Source organism: Paraburkholderia sp. HD33-4 (assembly GCF_021390635.1).
Classification (GTDB): Bacteria; Pseudomonadota; Gammaproteobacteria; order Burkholderiales; family Burkholderiaceae; genus Paraburkholderia.
Genome location: NZ_JAJEJS010000003.1, coordinates 1384582 through 1400232, shown reverse-complemented (window position 1 = coordinate 1400232; position 15651 = coordinate 1384582). Strand labels below are relative to the sequence as shown.

The 15651-nt window shown below is 61.8% G+C and carries 14 protein-coding genes; all 14 read left to right on the top strand.

Going from position 1 to position 15651, the window contains the following annotated elements:
* Nucleotides 1–54: 54 nt before the first annotated feature.
* A complete protein-coding gene (locus L0U84_RS40935) occupies nt 55–1110 on the top strand; it encodes a 3-keto-5-aminohexanoate cleavage protein (RefSeq protein ID WP_233859459.1) in 1056 nt (351 codons plus the stop codon).
* Nucleotides 1111–1252: 142 nt separating this feature from the next.
* Complete coding sequence (locus tag L0U84_RS40930) at nt 1253–2593, top strand: spinster family MFS transporter (protein ID WP_233859456.1); 1341 nt, start codon at nt 1253–1255, stop codon at nt 2591–2593.
* A gap of 50 nt (nt 2594–2643) precedes the next feature.
* Entirely contained in the window at nt 2644–4656 is a 2013-nt protein-coding gene (locus L0U84_RS40925) for an acetoacetate--CoA ligase (protein ID WP_233859454.1), read from the top strand.
* A gap of 86 nt (nt 4657–4742) precedes the next feature.
* Nucleotides 4743–5723 (top strand): quinone oxidoreductase family protein, encoded by a 981-nt coding sequence (locus L0U84_RS40920; protein ID WP_233859453.1) that lies wholly within the window; start codon nt 4743–4745, stop codon nt 5721–5723.
* 14 nt (nt 5724–5737) lie between these two features.
* Nucleotides 5738–6586: a TauD/TfdA dioxygenase family protein gene (locus tag L0U84_RS40915; protein ID WP_233859451.1), complete on the top strand. Its 849-nt coding sequence runs from the start codon at nt 5738–5740 to the stop codon at nt 6584–6586.
* Between the two features lie 18 nt (nt 6587–6604).
* Nucleotides 6605–7171, top strand: a complete 567-nt coding sequence (locus L0U84_RS40910; RefSeq protein ID WP_233855857.1) for an RBBP9/YdeN family alpha/beta hydrolase — start codon at nt 6605–6607, stop codon at nt 7169–7171.
* Nucleotides 7172–7203: 32 nt separating this feature from the next.
* The gene (locus tag L0U84_RS40905; protein WP_233859449.1) at nt 7204–7566 is read left to right on the top strand and encodes a Rieske (2Fe-2S) protein; all 363 of its coding nucleotides are present in this window, start codon (nt 7204–7206) and stop codon (nt 7564–7566) included.
* On the top strand, nt 7554–9182 hold the full coding sequence (locus L0U84_RS40900) for a 3-(methylthio)propionyl-CoA ligase (RefSeq protein ID WP_233859446.1): 1629 nt from the start codon (nt 7554–7556) through the stop codon (nt 9180–9182). Before L0U84_RS40905 ends, L0U84_RS40900 begins: the two co-directional genes overlap by 13 nt.
* Nucleotides 9183–9321: 139 nt before the next feature.
* Nucleotides 9322–10476 carry a porin gene (locus L0U84_RS40895; RefSeq protein ID WP_233859445.1) on the top strand — a complete coding sequence of 385 codons (1155 nt, stop codon included), beginning with the start codon at nt 9322–9324 and terminating at the stop codon, nt 10474–10476.
* Nucleotides 10477–10506: 30 nt separating this feature from the next.
* Nucleotides 10507–10884: a BON domain-containing protein gene (locus L0U84_RS40890; protein ID WP_233859444.1), complete on the top strand. Its 378-nt coding sequence runs from the start codon at nt 10507–10509 to the stop codon at nt 10882–10884.
* Nucleotides 10885–11581: 697 nt separating this feature from the next.
* The gene (locus L0U84_RS40885) at nt 11582–12904 is read left to right on the top strand and encodes an aminotransferase class I/II-fold pyridoxal phosphate-dependent enzyme (RefSeq protein WP_233859441.1); all 1323 of its coding nucleotides are present in this window, start codon (nt 11582–11584) and stop codon (nt 12902–12904) included.
* 206 nt (nt 12905–13110) lie between these two features.
* Nucleotides 13111–13314, top strand: coding sequence for a phage integrase N-terminal SAM-like domain-containing protein (locus tag L0U84_RS44320; protein WP_442794119.1), 204 nt, complete (start codon nt 13111–13113; stop codon nt 13312–13314).
* A gap of 156 nt (nt 13315–13470) precedes the next feature.
* A complete protein-coding gene (locus tag L0U84_RS40880; RefSeq protein ID WP_233859439.1) occupies nt 13471–14970 on the top strand; it encodes a trypsin-like peptidase domain-containing protein in 1500 nt (499 codons plus the stop codon).
* A gap of 454 nt (nt 14971–15424) precedes the next feature.
* On the top strand, nt 15425–15595 hold the full coding sequence (locus L0U84_RS40875) for a hypothetical protein (protein ID WP_442794118.1): 171 nt from the start codon (nt 15425–15427) through the stop codon (nt 15593–15595).
* Nucleotides 15596–15651: the final 56 nt, after the last annotated feature.

The window sequence follows — 15651 nt, the reverse complement described above, 5'->3', positions numbered from 1 at the left end:
CCATGCACCGAACGGCACGCCGGTATCGATGCTCAACACCCAGGAGCCCATTCCATGCAATTTCTCGACGACTCGCTTCACCCGCAAAACCAGCAAAAGGTTGTGATCACGGTCGCGCCCTACGCCCCCGAGTGGATGCCTTCCGATTTCCCGGAGGATATTGCAGTCACTATGGACGAGCAGATTCAAAAAGCCGTCGACTGTTACGAAGCCGGGGCAAGGGTGCTGCACCTGCACGTGCGCGAACTCGACGGCAAGGGCTCGAAGCGCCTGTCCAAGTTCAATGAATTGATCGCCGGCGTGCGCGAGGCGGTGCCCGACATGATCATCCAGGTCGGCGGCTCCATCTCTTTCGCACCGGAAGACGAAGGCCAGGCCGCGAAGTGGCTGTCAGACGACACGCGCCATATGCTGGCCGAACTGGACCCGAAACCGGACCAGGTGACGATCGCGATCAACACCACGCAGATGAACATTATGGAGTTGATGACGCCGGAGGCAGTGGCAGGTACCTCGCTGGCCGAGCCGGCATTGCAGCACGCCTATCGCGAGATGACTGTCCCGGCAGGTCCGGGCTGGGTTGAGGAGCATCTGCGCCGCCTGCAGGCCGCCGGTATCCAGCCTCACTTCCAGCTCGCAGGCGTTCACTCCTACGACACGATCGAACGCATGATCCGACGTGGCATCTACAAAGGTCCGGTCAACCTGACCTGGATCGGCATCGCTGGCGGCGCGGACGGCCCCAATCCCTTCAACTTCATGTATCTCCTGCAGCGCGCAGCCGACGGCGTCTGCGTTACGTCAGAGTCCCTTTTGCATAACGTGCTGCCGCTCAACATGATGTCCATGGCAATGGGCTTCCATCCTCGCCTCGGTACCGAGGACACCCTGACCGATCAGCATGGCAATCGCATGACATCCGTGCAGCAGATCCAGCAGTGCGTGCGTATCGCCCATGAACTCGGCCGTGAAATCGCCACCGGCAAGGAAGCCCGCGAGATCTACCGCATTGGTACCTGGTACGACAGTATTGACGAGACGTTGGCAGCGAACGGCATGGCGCCGAACCGACAGCCAGGCACCCGAGGCGTTCCGCTGCGCGCTGCGTGAGAGGCAGAGCGCACATCGTGAATTTGCGTACGCCGTTGCTTCGTAGACCTTGCGAAGCAACGAACTTTCCGGTCTCTGCGTGAGACCGTTAGATAGAAAAAGAGGCTCTCCATGAAAGAGCCCCACATTGGAGACATCAATCATGAACTTGCATTCCGCCGCGCCGCGCTCTGACGACCGCGACGGCTATCTCGTCAGTCGGCGTAAGGCGTGGTTCGCATTCGCGATGACCTTCGCGCTCATGTTGTTCGATTACATCGATCGTCAGGTCATCGTGTCGTTGTTTCCACACCTGAAGGCCGAGTGGGGCCTGTCGGATATGCAACTCGGCAGCCTGGTGTCGATCATCTCCATCGTGGTGGCGGCAGGCGGTCTTCCTGTCGCGCTGATGGCCGACCGCTTCAGCCGGGTCAAGAGCATCTTCGTGATGGCAACGGTGTGGAGCCTCGCGACAATCTCCTGCATGTTCGCGCGCAACTTCGGACAGCTCTTCGCCGCGCGAGCCGTCGTTGGCCTTGGCGAGACCGGCTATGGCTCGGTGGGCGGCGCCCTGATTGCCAGCCTGTTTCCGAAGCGACTACGCACCACGCTGCTTGGCGCCTTTTTCGCGGCGGCCTCGCTCGGTTCCGTGCTTGGCGTGATGCTGGGTGGTGTCGTCGCGGCCCACTGGGGCTGGAAAGCGGCATTCGGTATCGTCGGCGTTCCGGGGCTGGTCCTGGCTTTCCTGTACCTGCTTGTGCCGGACTATAAAACCGTCGAACTCGCTCCCCGCATGGACAAGGCGCGGCACTCCGTGCAGAGCTTTGCCAGGCAGATCGTATCGACGCTGGCCGGTTCACCCACCGTATGGTGGAGCTGCCTTGGCGCCGCCCTTCAGCTCGTCGTCGTGTCGATGATCTGGTCGTGGCTCCCAAGCTATTTCCATCGTTACCACGGCGCCGCCCCGGATCACGCAGGCATGCTGGCAGCCGTGATCGTATTGTGCGGTGCCTTGGGCTCCGTCATCTGGGGCGTGGCGGCGGATGCCGTTGCTAAACGCCGGCCGCGCAACAAACTTGTGATGATGGCAATCCTGTGCACGGCAACGCTGCTGGTCTTCGTGGCGGCCTTCGGCGGCGCGATGCCAGAGCACCAGCAGTTCCTGCTGATCGCCCTCGGTGGTTTCCTGATGATGTGCACGGTAGCGCCAACCGCCACCGTGGTGCTCAACGTGATTCATCCGGGTGTCCGTTCCACCGGGGCCGCCATTCTGTCGCTGTTCCAGAATCTCTTTGGCCTGGCTGTCGGTCCCTTCGTAGGTGGCCTGCTTTCTGATGCCTTTGGCCTGCAGGTGGCGCTCGCCGTCATGCCCGCTTTCGGTTTGCTCGCAGCTCTGTGTTTCCTGCTCGCCGCGCGCACCTACGAATCAGAAATGGCGAAGGTGGAGCATATCCGCCTAGATGCCGTGACCTCGTCGGGGTCGCCGATGACGGTATCGGCCTGAGCTTCGCAGCAATCCGCCCTGACAGCAAACCTCTTATCGGTACCCACGCCATGAGCATTTCCATTAGTCCGACCCTGAACGACGGTGCACTGACGCTGCTCCCCGCCTGGTCGCCGTCTCCGGACGCAATCGATCACGCCCGCGTCACGCAATTCATGCGATGGCTCGAAGCAGAGCGCGGCCTGTCATTTGCGAATTACGACGCCTTGTGGCAGTGGTCAGTCAATGAGATCGACGCTTTCTGGCTGGCGCTGTGGGAATGGGCGGCCATCCCGTCGATCCAGAAGCCCCAGGTCGCACTGGCTGAAGCCACCATGCCGGGCGCTACATGGTTCCCTGGCGTACAGATGAACTACGTCGAACAGGTGTTTCGACACTCCGCAGTTGACCGGCCCGCCATCGTCTACCGCAACGAGGCGGGAGAGGCGGGTGAAATGAGCTGGGCCGAACTGGAACGTCAGGCTGCGAGCCTGGCCGCCTGCCTGCGCGGCATGGGTGTTGTTCGGGGCGATAGGGTTGCCGCCTACCTGTCCAATACCCCGCACGCAATCGTCGCGTTTCTCGCCGTCGCAAGCATCGGTGCTATCTGGTCGGCCTGCGCGCCCGATATGGGCGACCTGGCAGTGCTGGATCGCTTCAGCCAGATCGAGCCCAAGGTCATGATCGCTGTCGACGGCTATCGGTATAGCGGTAAGGAATTTGATCGTCGACCGGTACTGTGCACGCTGCTCGGGCAGTTGCCGAGCGTCGAGCATGTCGTCGTCGTTCCGACGCTGCGTTGTCAGGAGGATCGCCTCGGGTTTTCCAACGCGGTGACGTGGGCCGAAGCAATTTCGAAAAATGCGTTGCCGCTCGAGGTCGAGCATGTGCCGTTCGACCATCCGCTGTGGATCGTCTACTCCTCGGGTACGACAGGCCTGCCGAAGCCCATCGTTCACTCGCAGGGCGGCATCGTTCTTGAACATGTCAAGCTCACCACGCTCCATCTGGATCTGCATGCCGGTGAGCGCTTCTTCTGGCAGGCCAGTACCGGCTGGATCATGTGGAACCTCCAGGTCGGTGGACTGCTCGCCGGCGCGACGGTATGCCTGTTCGACGGCAATCCCGGCTATCCCGACATGAATGCGCTCTGGCGATTCATCGGTGAGGCGGAAGTGAACTTCTTCGGTGCGGGCGCAGCGTACTTCCAGGCGTGCGAAAAGTCCGCCATCGAACCTCGCAACGTAGCCACGCTGTCGCAACTGCGCGCCATCGGCTCGACCGGTTCTCCGCTGTCGCCGGAAGGTTACCGGTGGATTCTCGATCGCGTCGGCCCGATCTGGATCAATGCAATCTCCGGTGGCACGGACTTCGCCGGGTGCTTTGTCGCTGGCGTGCCCACGCTGCCCGTCCACCTTGGCGAGATGCAGTGCCGCTGTCTGGGCGCACGGGTCGAGGCCTTCGACGACGCTGGGAATGCGCAAATAGACGAGGTCGGTGAGCTGGTCTGCACTGCACCGATGCCGTCGATGCCGCTTTGCTTCTGGAACGATAAGGACAACGCGCGCTACCGCGACAGCTACTTCGACATGTATCCAGGGGTCTGGCGCCATGGAGACTGGGTGAGCATCACGCCAAGGGGCGGCGCCATCATCTATGGCCGCTCGGACGCCACGATCAATCGCCACGGCATCCGCATGGGGACGAGCGAGTTGTACCGGGCCGTCGAGGACTTGCCCGAGGTGCTGGACAGCATGGTCGTGGACCTCGAATACCTGGGCCGCGAGTCCTACATGCCGCTGTTCGTGGTGTTGCGTCCGGGTGCCGAACTGACGCCCGCGCTCATTGAAAACATTCGCCAGCGGATCAAGGTGGCGCTGTCTGCGCGGCACGTGCCGAACGAAGTGTTCCAGGTGTCTGCGATTCCACGCACCTTGTCTGGAAAGAAGCTGGAACTGCCAATCAAAAAACTGCTGCTCGGAGAGCCGCTGGCGAAGGTGGCCAATCCGGACACCATGGCAAATCCTGAAAGCCTGAACTGGTTCGCCAGGTTTGCCGCCGATCGCACCGCGACGGCACGGTAATACACGTTAGCGCGCCCGCCACGACGTGCCGATCCGGCACAGGGCCGACGCGCCCCTACTCAGACAATGAATGAAGGAGCCAAAGCATGGCTAAAGCTGTTCGCTTTTATGAAACTGGTGGTCCCGAGGTCCTGCGCTATGAGGACGTTTCGGTCGGCGAACCCGGACCTGGTCAGGTCAGATTGCGCCACGAGGCAGTCGGCCTCAACTTTGCCGACATCTACTTTCGCACCGGCCTGTATCCGGCACCGCTGCCGTCCGGAATCGGCACCGAGGGTGCGGGCGTCGTGGAGGCCCTGGGGTCCGGTGTGACCAGTGTCGCAGTGGGCGACCGCGTGACCTACACGGGCGCGTACAACACACTCGGCGCCTATTGCACGGAACGTGTGATCGATGCCGCACCCCTCATCAGGCTGCCCGATGGCATTGCCTGTGATACGGCCGCTGCCATGACGATGCGAGGCCTGACGTCGGCTTATCTGATGCGCCGTATTTACGCCTTCAAGGAAGGCGACACCATCCTGTTGCACGCTGCGGCCGGGGGCGTCGGGCTAATCGTGTCACAGTGGGCGAAGCTGCTCGGGCTGACGGTGATCGGTACGGTCTCCAGTGAAGTGAAGGCCGAAGTCGCGCGCGCCCACGGATGCGATCACATCATCAATTACAGCCATGAGAATGTCGCAGCCCGAGTGCGCGAGCTGACCGATGGCGTCGGCGTCAACGTAGTGATCGATAGCGTCGGCAAGGACACCTTCGAGGCCTCGCTCGACTCAGTCAAGCGCCGGGGCCTCATCGTCTGCGTCGGCACCGCGTCGGGCCCGATCCCGCCGTTCAATCCGCAGATCCTCGGCCTCAAGGGCTCACCCTACCTGACCCGTCCGGCGCTGGCCGACTACATCGCCGATCCTGCGGAAAAGGCGGAACTCGCGGGCGAACTGTTTAGCCACGTGGCATCGGGCCGCATCCGCATCGAGATCAACCAGCGCTACGCACTGGAGGATGCCGCGAACGCCCATCGCGACCTGGAGTCGCGCAAGACGACTGGCTCGTCCGTTTTCGCGATCTGAACAAGGACATCATCATGCGTATCGAGCAACTGACTTACGCCCTTGGTGCAGAACTGACCGGCGTGAACCTGGCCGACGCCATTCACGACGATGGTCTCTTCGCCGAGATCCGCGCGGCGCTTCTGACGCATCGCGTTCTGTTCCTGCGCGATCAGGAAATCAGCCGCGGTGAGCACGTGGCCTTCGCGCGCCGCTTCGGCGAACTCGAGGATCATCCGGTGGCGAGCAGCGACCCGGATCATCCGGGGCTCGTCAGAATCTATCGAACCCCGGAGCAGCCGAACGACCGCTACGAAAATGCCTGGCACTCGGACGCCACCTGGCGCGAGGCGCCTCCGTTCGGCGCCGTGCTGCGTTGCGTGGAATGTCCCCCGGTGGGTGGCGACACGATGTGGGCCAACATGGTCCTCGCGTACGAGAAGCTTCCGCAGCACGTGAAGGAAGAAATCGCCGGCCTGCTCGCCCGCCATAGTATCGAAGCCACCTTCGGTTCGGTCATGCCGATCGAGCGGCGTCACGCACTTAGAGAAAAGTATCCGGACGCGGAGCACCCGGTCGTGCGCACACATCCCGAGACCGGCGAAATGGTTCTCAATGTGAACGTGTTCACCACCCACTTCACGAACTACCACACGCCTGAGCGCGTTCGATATGGCCAGGACGCCAACCCGGGCGCCTCGGAGCTGCTGCGTTATCTGATCAGCCAGGCGTACATCCCCGAGTACCAGGTGCGCTGGCGCTGGAAGAAGAACAGCATCGCGATCTGGGACAACCGCAGCACGCAGCACTACGCGGTGATGGACTACCCGCCGTGCCATCGCAAGATGGAACGCGCCGGGATCATCGGCGACAAGCCGTACTGAACCAGTAAGAAGCGTCCCATGAATTACGAATTGAAACCGACCATTCTGATGGTCCCGGGTCTGCGCGACCATGTCGCCGAGCATTGGCAGACCCTGTTGCAGCAACGGCTGCCGAAAGCGCTATCAGTGCCGCCGCTCGAGCACGACAAGCTGAGTTGCGCGGCACGGGTTGCGGCGCTCGATGAGGCACTCTCGAGGATCGACGGCCCGGTCATTCTGGTCGCGCATAGCGCGGGCGTCATGATCACCGTGCAGTGGGCGGCGCAGCACAAGCGCGAGATTCACGCCGCGCTGCTCGCGGCGCCCGCGGACCTCGAAACGCCGCTGCCGGCAGGCTATCCGCAGTTCGATACGCTGAAGGAAAACGGCTGGCTGCCGATTCCGCGCAAGCCGCTGCCGTTTCCGAGCATCGTCGGCGCGAGCCGCAACGATCCGCTCGCGCGCTTCGAGCGAGTGCAGGAAATGGCGCAGGACTGGGGCAGCCGCCTCGTCGACCTTGGCGAAGTTGGGCACCTCAACCCCGCTTCGGGCTTTGGCGAATGGCCGATGGCGGAGACGTTGATTCGCCGCCTGGTACTGATGTGACGCGGCCCGCGCTGGATCAGAAGGAGTCTGGGATGTCGCGTCAGATCGTGGTGGGTGTCGCCGGCGAACTCGCGCCGGGCCAGCGCAAGCTGGCCTTCATCGATGGCCGCAGCATCGTGCTGTTCAACATCGAAGGCACGCTTCACGCCATCGACAACAGCTGTCCGCACAACGGCGCCGCGCTTTCGGGCGGCCAGCTGGAAGGCTGCATGTTGCGCTGCCCGGCGCACGGTCTGCGGTTCGATGTGCGCACGGGCTGCATGGCGGGAACGGGCGGATTGAATGTGACGACCTTCCCGGTCGAAATAGTGGATTCAAAGGTAGTAGTGAGTCTCGACGCGCCGAACGCGCGAGACGCCACAATCAGTCAGGAGACGGAAAGATGCAAGGCTTGATGATGCAGCAGCCGCTGCTGGTCGCTTCGCTGCTCACGCACGCGGAACGCCATCATGGTGAACAGAAAATCGTGTCACGCCGCGTTGAAGGAGACGTGCACCGTTATACGTATCGGCAGCTCGCAAAACGCACGCGCCGCATGGCCAATGCGTTGGGCACGCTGGGCGTGAAGCCGGGCGAGCGTGTAGGCACGCTGGCATGGAACGGCTACCGCCACATGGAGCTGTATTTCGCGGTGTCGGGATCCGGGTCGGTGCTGCATACGCTGAACCCTCGGCTGCACGTCGACCAGCTGGCGTACATCATCGAGCATGCGCAAGACCGTGTCGTGTTCTTCGACCTGACGTTCCTGCCGCTGATCGAGAGCGTCGCGCCACGGGTGAAGAGCCCCAAGGTATTCGTGGCGATGACCGATCGCGCCCACATGCCGCAAGCGCACGAGCTGGCCGGCATGCTGCTGTGCTACGAGGACCTGATCGATCTGCACGACGACGTTTTTGAATGGCCGCAGCTCGACGAAAACAGCGCGTCGTCCCTGTGCTACACGTCGGGCACCACCGGCAATCCGAAGGGCGTGCTGTATAGCCATCGCTCGACGGTGCTGCACACCTATGCGGCGGCGCTGCCGGATGCAATGAACTGTTCCGCGCGCGACGTGATCCTGCCGGTCGTGCCGATGTTCCATGTGAATGCGTGGGGCCTGCCGTACATCGCCTGCATGGTCGGCGCGAAGCTGGTGTTTCCCGGGCCGGCGCTCGACGGCAAGTCGCTGTACGAACTGATGGAACAGGAACAGGTGACGATGTCGGCGGGCGTGCCGACTGTCTGGCAGGGCCTGCTTGCGCACGTCGATGCACTCGGGGCGACCTTCTCATCGATGCGGCGCACAGTGATCGGCGGCGCGCCGTGTCCGACAGCGATGACGGACGCTTTCCAGAACCGGCATCGGGTCGCGGTGCTGCACGCGTGGGGCATGACGGAGTTGAGCCCGATCGGCACGATCTGCAGCTTCAAGGCGCATCAGCAGTCGCTGCCGATGGCGGAGCAGGACAAGGTTCAGGCGAAGCAGGGACGTACGCTGTTCGGCATCGACATGCGGATCGTCGACGCGAAAGGCGAGGAGTTGCCGTGGGACGGCGAGACGGCTGGCGATCTGCAGGTGCGCGGTCACTGGGTCACGCAGCAGTACTTCGGTTCCGACGTTGCCTCGCCGCTGTGCGATGGCTGGTTTCCGACCGGCGACATCGCGACGATCGACCGCGACGGTTTCATGCAGATCACCGATCGCAGCAAGGACGTGATCAAGTCCGGCGGCGAATGGATCAGTTCGGCGGCCATCGAAAACGTCGCGTATCTGCATCCGGGAGTCTCGACGGCCGTCTGTATTGCCGCGCGGCACCCGAAGTGGGACGAACGGCCGCTGCTGCTGGTCGTGAAGAAGCCGGGCAGCGCGCTGGCCAGCGACGAACTGCTGGGCTTCTTCAACGGCCGGGTCGCGCGCTGGTGGACTCCCGATGCCGTGGTGTTCGTCGACACGGTGCCTATCGGCGCAACGGGCAAGGTCCTCAAGAACCAGTTACGCGATCAGTTCGGCGGCTACTATCTGCCGGCCTGACACACCGCTTTCGTAGCAACGCAGTTCGCTTCACGCAACACCGCGTCCGGGTACGTCCGGCGCATACAAAACCACCAATCAGTATGTAGCGACCGCAGCATGGGCTTTTGCGCCAACGCCGGTACGCGAAGGAGACACTATGAAGTCAAAGTCAGGCAGCGCTATCATGTTGGCCGTTTTCGCCACGTTCGCCACCACAGCTCATGCGCAGTCGTCAGTGACGCTCTATGGCGTGGTCGATACGGGTCTGCTGTATCAGAGCACTTCGGCGGCGACCTTTCTGCCGCACGCGCCGAACACCGGCGCGATCTATCAGCTGAAGGACGGCGGTATCTATTCCAGCTTCTGGGGTATGAAGGGAAGCGAAGACATCGGCGGCGGCTACAAGGTCAACTTCAAGCTGCAGGGTGCGTTCAACACCACCAACGGCAAGTTCGGCTTGTCCGACACGCCGGGCGTCACCGCGATCTTCAACCAGTTCGCGACGGTCGGCGTATCCGGGCCCTTCGGTACTTTCGACGCCGGCCGACAGATCGTGCCGATGATCTACGCGATGGCGGAAACCGACGTCCGTGGCGCGCAGTATTTCGGCAGTATTCTGACCGCGTGGCTCGGTATCAATCAGGCGGCCGGTTGGCCAGGCACCAGCACGAACGCGCCGATTGGCGCTCTGTACGACAGCAACGCGCTCGTCTACAACTCGCCGAAATTCCATGGTGCGTCGCTCGCGCTCGAATATGCACCGGGCGGCGTCGCCGGTCATTTCCAGGGCGGTACGCGCGAGTCGGCGGTGGCCAAGTATTCGAACTACGGTCTGAATCTGTCCGCCGTGTATTACAACGGCCACGATACCAACCCGTATCCGATCACCTACCCGGCGGCGCCCGCCATTCCGGCGACCGGTGTCGCCAACAACCGCCTCTACTATTTCGGTGCGATGTACACGATCGCGGGATTCTCGGTGTCGGCCTCGTACGGCGCCGGCAAGAACCCGGCCCATAGCAACACCGCGGATTTCGAAATGATTTCCGGGGGGCTTGGCTACCAGTTCAATACGCGTTTCAAGGTCACGTCCGGCTACTACTATCTGAAAGATAAAAACAACTCGGCGAACCATTCGAGCGAATTCGCGGTGGGCGCGGAATACAACCTGTCCCAGCGCACCAAGGCTTACGCGCAAGTCGGTTATGTGGCCAACAAGGGGACCATGAACCAGACCATCGTCTATGGCGCCCCGGTTGCGCCTGGCGTGTCCACCACGGCGGCCATGATCGGCATCCGCCATAACTTCTGATTACGTCACCCATAACAACTGGAGTATTCGATGAAAACCATTCAGGCATCCGCGTTGGCGATTGCCACCTTGATTCTTGCTGCGACCGGCAGCGCATGGGCGCAGTCGGGCCAGACGGCCAGTGCGGCTTCGGGCGCACCGGCGATGTCAGCTAGCGCAGCCGCCCCCGTCAGCTCACGGCAAGCCAATCGCGCGCTGCGCCGGCAGGTGTATGCCGCGATCGGCAAGCACAAGGAGATCAGCGCCGGCAATATCAGCGTGATCGCAAAAGGTGGGGCGGTGACGCTGAGCGGCACGGTCACCGACGCTTCGCAGATCAATCAGGTTGCGGAGATCGCGAAGGGCGTTCCGGGGGTGACCTCGGTGACCAACAAGCTGACCGTCGAAAAGCCGTTGGGCGGGATGTAAAAAAGCTCACGCAATCGGGGGGGCCAAGCGCGAGCAGCCCACCGATGGGAGAACGCCGGAACAATTCCAAATTACGTTCAGACAGCCGAAGTAGCGAACGACCTGACAAACTGCCAATCTGGATGGGTAAGCGACCATCTAAACATCGATTTCAGATCGTCCGCACTGGCCAATGACGCAACGTTCGATACCATGAATTGAACGGCCGTTTCCCGGATGGAGCCGCCGCTTGAACGTCCGGGTGACACCGCGGACGAATGTCAGGTCATGGCCGGGTTGAGGCCGTTCCACCCGCAATTCGCTCTCATGAGACCGGCCATTGAACGAGGGCGGATGAGACCTTGGCTACTCAAACTGGACGACGACCTCGTCCGGCCGTTCATGGCCGGGTTGAGGCAGTGCCACCGGCAACTTGCTCACCGGAAACCGGCCATTGAGCGGGGGCGGACGAGACCTTGGCTATTCAGATTGGATGGCGACCTCGATCGGCGGCTCGTGGCCGACTGTACTCATCCACAGAAACCGCACGAAAGCGGTCGAAGAATTCAACGGCGGTTCTACAGAACCTCCATCGAACTGGTGCTCTCGGCCATCTCCAGTCGCTCGCGTGCGCGCTCCCACGGACACTCAGACGTGGTCCAAGCGGACAACGGACTTTCGCCCGCCAATCGCCGGGGCTTTTTGACCGGGGCAGGGCATGAATTTGCGAAGCCCACCAGTTACAGTAGAATCGCTGACTCTCCGCACCCCGTGGAACCAGATTGACAATCGGCAGTTGTTTGACGCATTCCGGGCCAAAACGGAAAACACCACAATGCATGACTTAGGCGAAATCGCCCAATGGCTGGAAAGCCACACTATTCACCACGTCTCTGACGTTCACGCGACACTGCCGGATCCCACCTTCATATCGAATGGGCGTCAATTCGTCTCGTTCAGTTCGAACAATTATCTGGCGCTAGCGAATCATCCCCGATTGGTGGCTGCCGCCAAGCAGGGGCTGGATCGCTATGGCGTCGGTAACTGCGAGTCGCGCCTTCTGGGCGGCGATCTCGACGTCTATCGCGAACTGGAGGCACGCCTGGGTGCACTCAAGCACAAAAGCGACGCAGTGCTGTTCGTGACTGGCTACATGACCAATCTCGGCGTGCTCTCGACGCTGGTCAAAGCCGCTACGCTGGCGCGTTTGCACGGCTACCGCCCCAAGACTCGCCGCAAATATGCTTACTACTCGGATGAGTTCAATCACATCAGCATTCGGGAAGGCATCCAGATGTCCGGCGCACTGCGCCGCACCTACCGACACTGCGACATGAACCATCTGGAGTCGCTCCTGCAGTCGGCGGACGGCACCACACCAATCATCGTCAGCGACGGCGTGTTCAGCATGGAGGGGACGATTACCCCCTTGCCGGACCTGGTGGCGCTGGCCGAGCGCTATGGCGCGATCCTCTATATCGATGATGCGCATGCTACCGGCGTGCTAGGCGAGCATGGTGGCGGCACTTCGGAACATTTCAGCTGCTACAGCCCCCATATCATCCAGATGGGCACGTTGAGCAAGGCATTTGGCGCCATTGGCGGGTTCGTGGCGGTCGATCGCGATATGGCTGACGTCATCCGGCTTACCAGTTCGGCCTATGGTTTCACCTGCCCGCCGCCGCCGGACCAGGCTAGCGCGCTACTGGCTGCGCTCGACCTGATGGCCGAAGAGCCGCAACGGCGGCAAAGGCTTTGGGACAACCAGCGTTATTTCATCGAGCGCATACGACCGCTCGGATATCAGTTGCTGTCGACCGAGACGGCAATCGTTCCCGTGTTGATCGGCGACACGGAACTGTGCGTGCGTTACGTCAACGTACTGCGCGAAGAAGGTGTCCACGTCGACTCAGTCCAGTTTCCGGCCGTGCCACTCGGACAAGCACGACTGCGTTTCATGATGAATGCCGCCCATACCAGGACGCAAATCGATCATGCAATCGCGGTAATGGAAAGCATCGGTGCAATGGCGGTATCGTAGCTTTCTCCTTCGGCGGCGGCAGCCTGGAATTCCTGATCTGGCACTTGTTCTAGCGTTTGGTTGGTTTCCGCCCTTGTCGATCATCCGTCGCGGAGCGCTCAAGCGACCGTTCCACCCCGAAGAACGGAACCGCTCGCGCGGTAGGGGGCTTCGGTTGAGCGTGGCGGTTTGCGAGGGGTCCGCCGCGCGGTTCCGTATGTTGGCGAATGAGGCGATCCGCCTCGTTCTCCAGCGCCCAACCGACCGTCGGCCCGCTGCGCCTGCGCATGATCGAGGACATGCGTATGCGCCAGCTTTCCCCCAGGACACAAGCCAACTATCCGCGCATCGTGCGTGAGTTCACCCGATACCTCGGGTGCTCGCCCGATACCGCCACCATCGAGGGACCTGCGAACCTTCTCGTGCGGTAGAGGAGGGCGATTCTGCTTTCGTTGGTCAGCCGGTCACGCCGGACCGCCGCCATAGGGATAGAATGATTTATCAGCGTCTGATCTGTTCGCCATCGCTGTTGGCCGTGGTCGCTTCAGACGTCGGAACGCTGGTATGACGACCGCCCCGGAGGCGCCGTGTTCCGCCGGACCTTGACTCGCACGTTGCTCCATGCTGCCGTGGTAGCTGGACTTCTGGGCGGCTGTCCGTGCCTTCCGCCTGCTGCGATCGCCGCCGATGCCGCGCAACCCAAGCCCGTCGAGGCGAGATTGGTTGCGCCGGCCAATGCCACGACGCCAATTGATTTCCCCACCATGGTCGAGCGATACGGTCCGGCTGTCGTCCATATCCGCGTAACGGCTCCAGAGAAGCAAACATCGGCACCGTCCCCCGAGGACATCGGCCCCCACGACCCGATTGCCGCGTTTTTCAGCGGCGTTGCGCCGCAATCGCCGGAGCCGCAACGCAATAATCCACGCGTCACAACGGGCACCGGCTCCGGTTTCATCATCAGCCCAGACGGCCTCATTCTGACCACGGCTCATGTAGTGGATCAGGCGGATGAAGTCACGGTCAGCCTGACCGACCGGCGGGAATTCAAAGGCAAGGTGCTCGTCGTCGACACTGACAGTGACGTTGCGGTTCTTCAGATCGATGCTGCGAAGCTGCCGACCGTCAAGCTTGGTGACTCGTCTCGCGTGCGTGTCGGTGAACAGGTGCTGACGATCGGCTCACCCGACCGTTTCCAGAACACCGTTACTACTGGCATTGTTAGCGCCACTTCCCGAGCGTTGCCGGACGGCAGCAATTTTCCCTTTTTCGAGACCGAGGTCGCCGCCAACCCGGACAATTCCGGCGGCCCTCTGTTCAACCGGGCGGGCGAGGTGATCGGCATTGACGTGCAGGTGTATCCGGACGTGGGGCGATACCCAAGCCTGACGTTTGCGATTCCAATCAACCTGGCGAACAAGGTGCGAGCGCAGTTGCAAACCCAGAGCACTGGCCCGGGGGGCATTGCTGGCGTAGACGTCCAGGACGTCGGACCTGGGTTGGCGGTGGCGATTGGCCTGCCGCGACCGGCTGGCGCGCTCGTCAACGCCGTCACGCCCGGTACGCCGGCCGCCGCGAGTGGACTGAAGCCTGGCGACGTGATCACGCAGATTGGCGACAGGACGATCGATCGCTCGGCCGAACTGGCCCAGTATGCCGCCGGCCTGCAACCCGGAACGAAGACGACGCTCAAGCTGATCCGCAGTCGAAAGCCGATGACGACTGAAATCATCGTCGGCGCGGCCGGCGAACCCCAAGGCGCCGTGCAAACCCCTGCCGCGGCGTCGAATCCCGGGCCGGCCCAGAGTGCAAGCACCGCGGCGGATCGCCTTGGCTTGACGATGCACCCGCTGACCGACGACGAGAAGCGGGCGAGTGATCTTCCCGGAGGGATGATGGTGGACGAGGTGACCGGACCTGCGGCGAGTGCTGGCATTCACACTGGCGATATCGTCCTGTCGCTCGATGGCGAGCTGATCGAATCCCGGGAGCAAGCGGGCGCAGTGGAAGCAAAGGCGAAGAAAGGGATTTCGGTGCTGATCCAGCGCCAGAATGCTCGCCGGTTCGTCTCCGTCCCGCTGAGGTGAGCGTCGCTGCGTGATGTACGTGGTCAGTACCCGGTTAGCATGCGACCTAAATAGCGATTTTCGTAACGATGCGACGAGTCGCTTCACGTCGTCGGATAGACCACTTTCTGACTCTGATCAGAGAAATCGTCGCGCCAGGCCAGTCTGATGCGATGCTTCAGTCGTTCCACGAAATAATCAGACACCAAATCGCATCTAAGCATCTGATTATTAACGCGGTGCGCGTTGCAAGTTCCCCCGCAAAGCAATTTTTAGTGGAAGCCTGTCCACGAAAAATTCAGACGATCTGGAGAATCGGCGAAAAAATACAACGATGTGGTGAGATTCGGGCAGTGGGCGCGAGACGTGAACCACGCCATGTTGTCGCGCCGACCGACTAGGAGGTCGCTAGTCGGTCTTAGTTTTGTCGCGTAGTTCACGCCTTTTTACGTAAAGCGCGCCTTATATGCCTGCCATGACAACGCTTTACAAGACTCACTGGGGAAAGCGCTTTCGCGACCGTATGGCCGCTTCTGGCAAGCCTGCCAAACTCATCATCGGTGCGATGATGCGCAAGCTCGTTCACGTCGCTTTCGGTGTTATCAGGCCAGGCAAGTGCTTCGATCCCAAACTGCAAAATGCTTGACGGGGATCACAGTATCTATTCTGACGCCGGAGGATGCGCGCACACGGGTAAGGCGC

Excerpts from the sequence above, each read along its gene's own strand:
- L0U84_RS40915 (WP_233859451.1), top strand. The coding sequence starts at position 5,738 with ATGCGTATCGAGCAACTGACTTACGCCCTTGGTGCAGAACTGACCGGC.
- L0U84_RS44320 (WP_442794119.1), top strand. The coding sequence starts at position 13,111 with ATGAGGCGATCCGCCTCGTTCTCCAGCGCCCAACCGACCGTCGGCCCG.
- L0U84_RS40905 (WP_233859449.1), top strand. The coding sequence starts at position 7,204 with ATGTCGCGTCAGATCGTGGTGGGTGTCGCCGGCGAACTCGCGCCGGGC.
- L0U84_RS40875 (WP_442794118.1), top strand. The coding sequence starts at position 15,425 with ATGACAACGCTTTACAAGACTCACTGGGGAAAGCGCTTTCGCGACCGT.
- L0U84_RS40885 (WP_233859441.1), top strand. The coding sequence starts at position 11,582 with ATGAATTTGCGAAGCCCACCAGTTACAGTAGAATCGCTGACTCTCCGC.
- L0U84_RS40925 (WP_233859454.1), top strand. The coding sequence starts at position 2,644 with ATGAGCATTTCCATTAGTCCGACCCTGAACGACGGTGCACTGACGCTG.
- L0U84_RS40895 (WP_233859445.1), top strand. The coding sequence starts at position 9,322 with ATGAAGTCAAAGTCAGGCAGCGCTATCATGTTGGCCGTTTTCGCCACG.
- L0U84_RS40920 (WP_233859453.1), top strand. The coding sequence starts at position 4,743 with ATGGCTAAAGCTGTTCGCTTTTATGAAACTGGTGGTCCCGAGGTCCTG.
- L0U84_RS40910 (WP_233855857.1), top strand. The coding sequence starts at position 6,605 with ATGAATTACGAATTGAAACCGACCATTCTGATGGTCCCGGGTCTGCGC.
- L0U84_RS40890 (WP_233859444.1), top strand. The coding sequence starts at position 10,507 with ATGAAAACCATTCAGGCATCCGCGTTGGCGATTGCCACCTTGATTCTT.
- L0U84_RS40935 (WP_233859459.1), top strand. The coding sequence starts at position 55 with ATGCAATTTCTCGACGACTCGCTTCACCCGCAAAACCAGCAAAAGGTT.
- L0U84_RS40900 (WP_233859446.1), top strand. The coding sequence starts at position 7,554 with ATGCAAGGCTTGATGATGCAGCAGCCGCTGCTGGTCGCTTCGCTGCTC.
- L0U84_RS40930 (WP_233859456.1), top strand. The coding sequence starts at position 1,253 with ATGAACTTGCATTCCGCCGCGCCGCGCTCTGACGACCGCGACGGCTAT.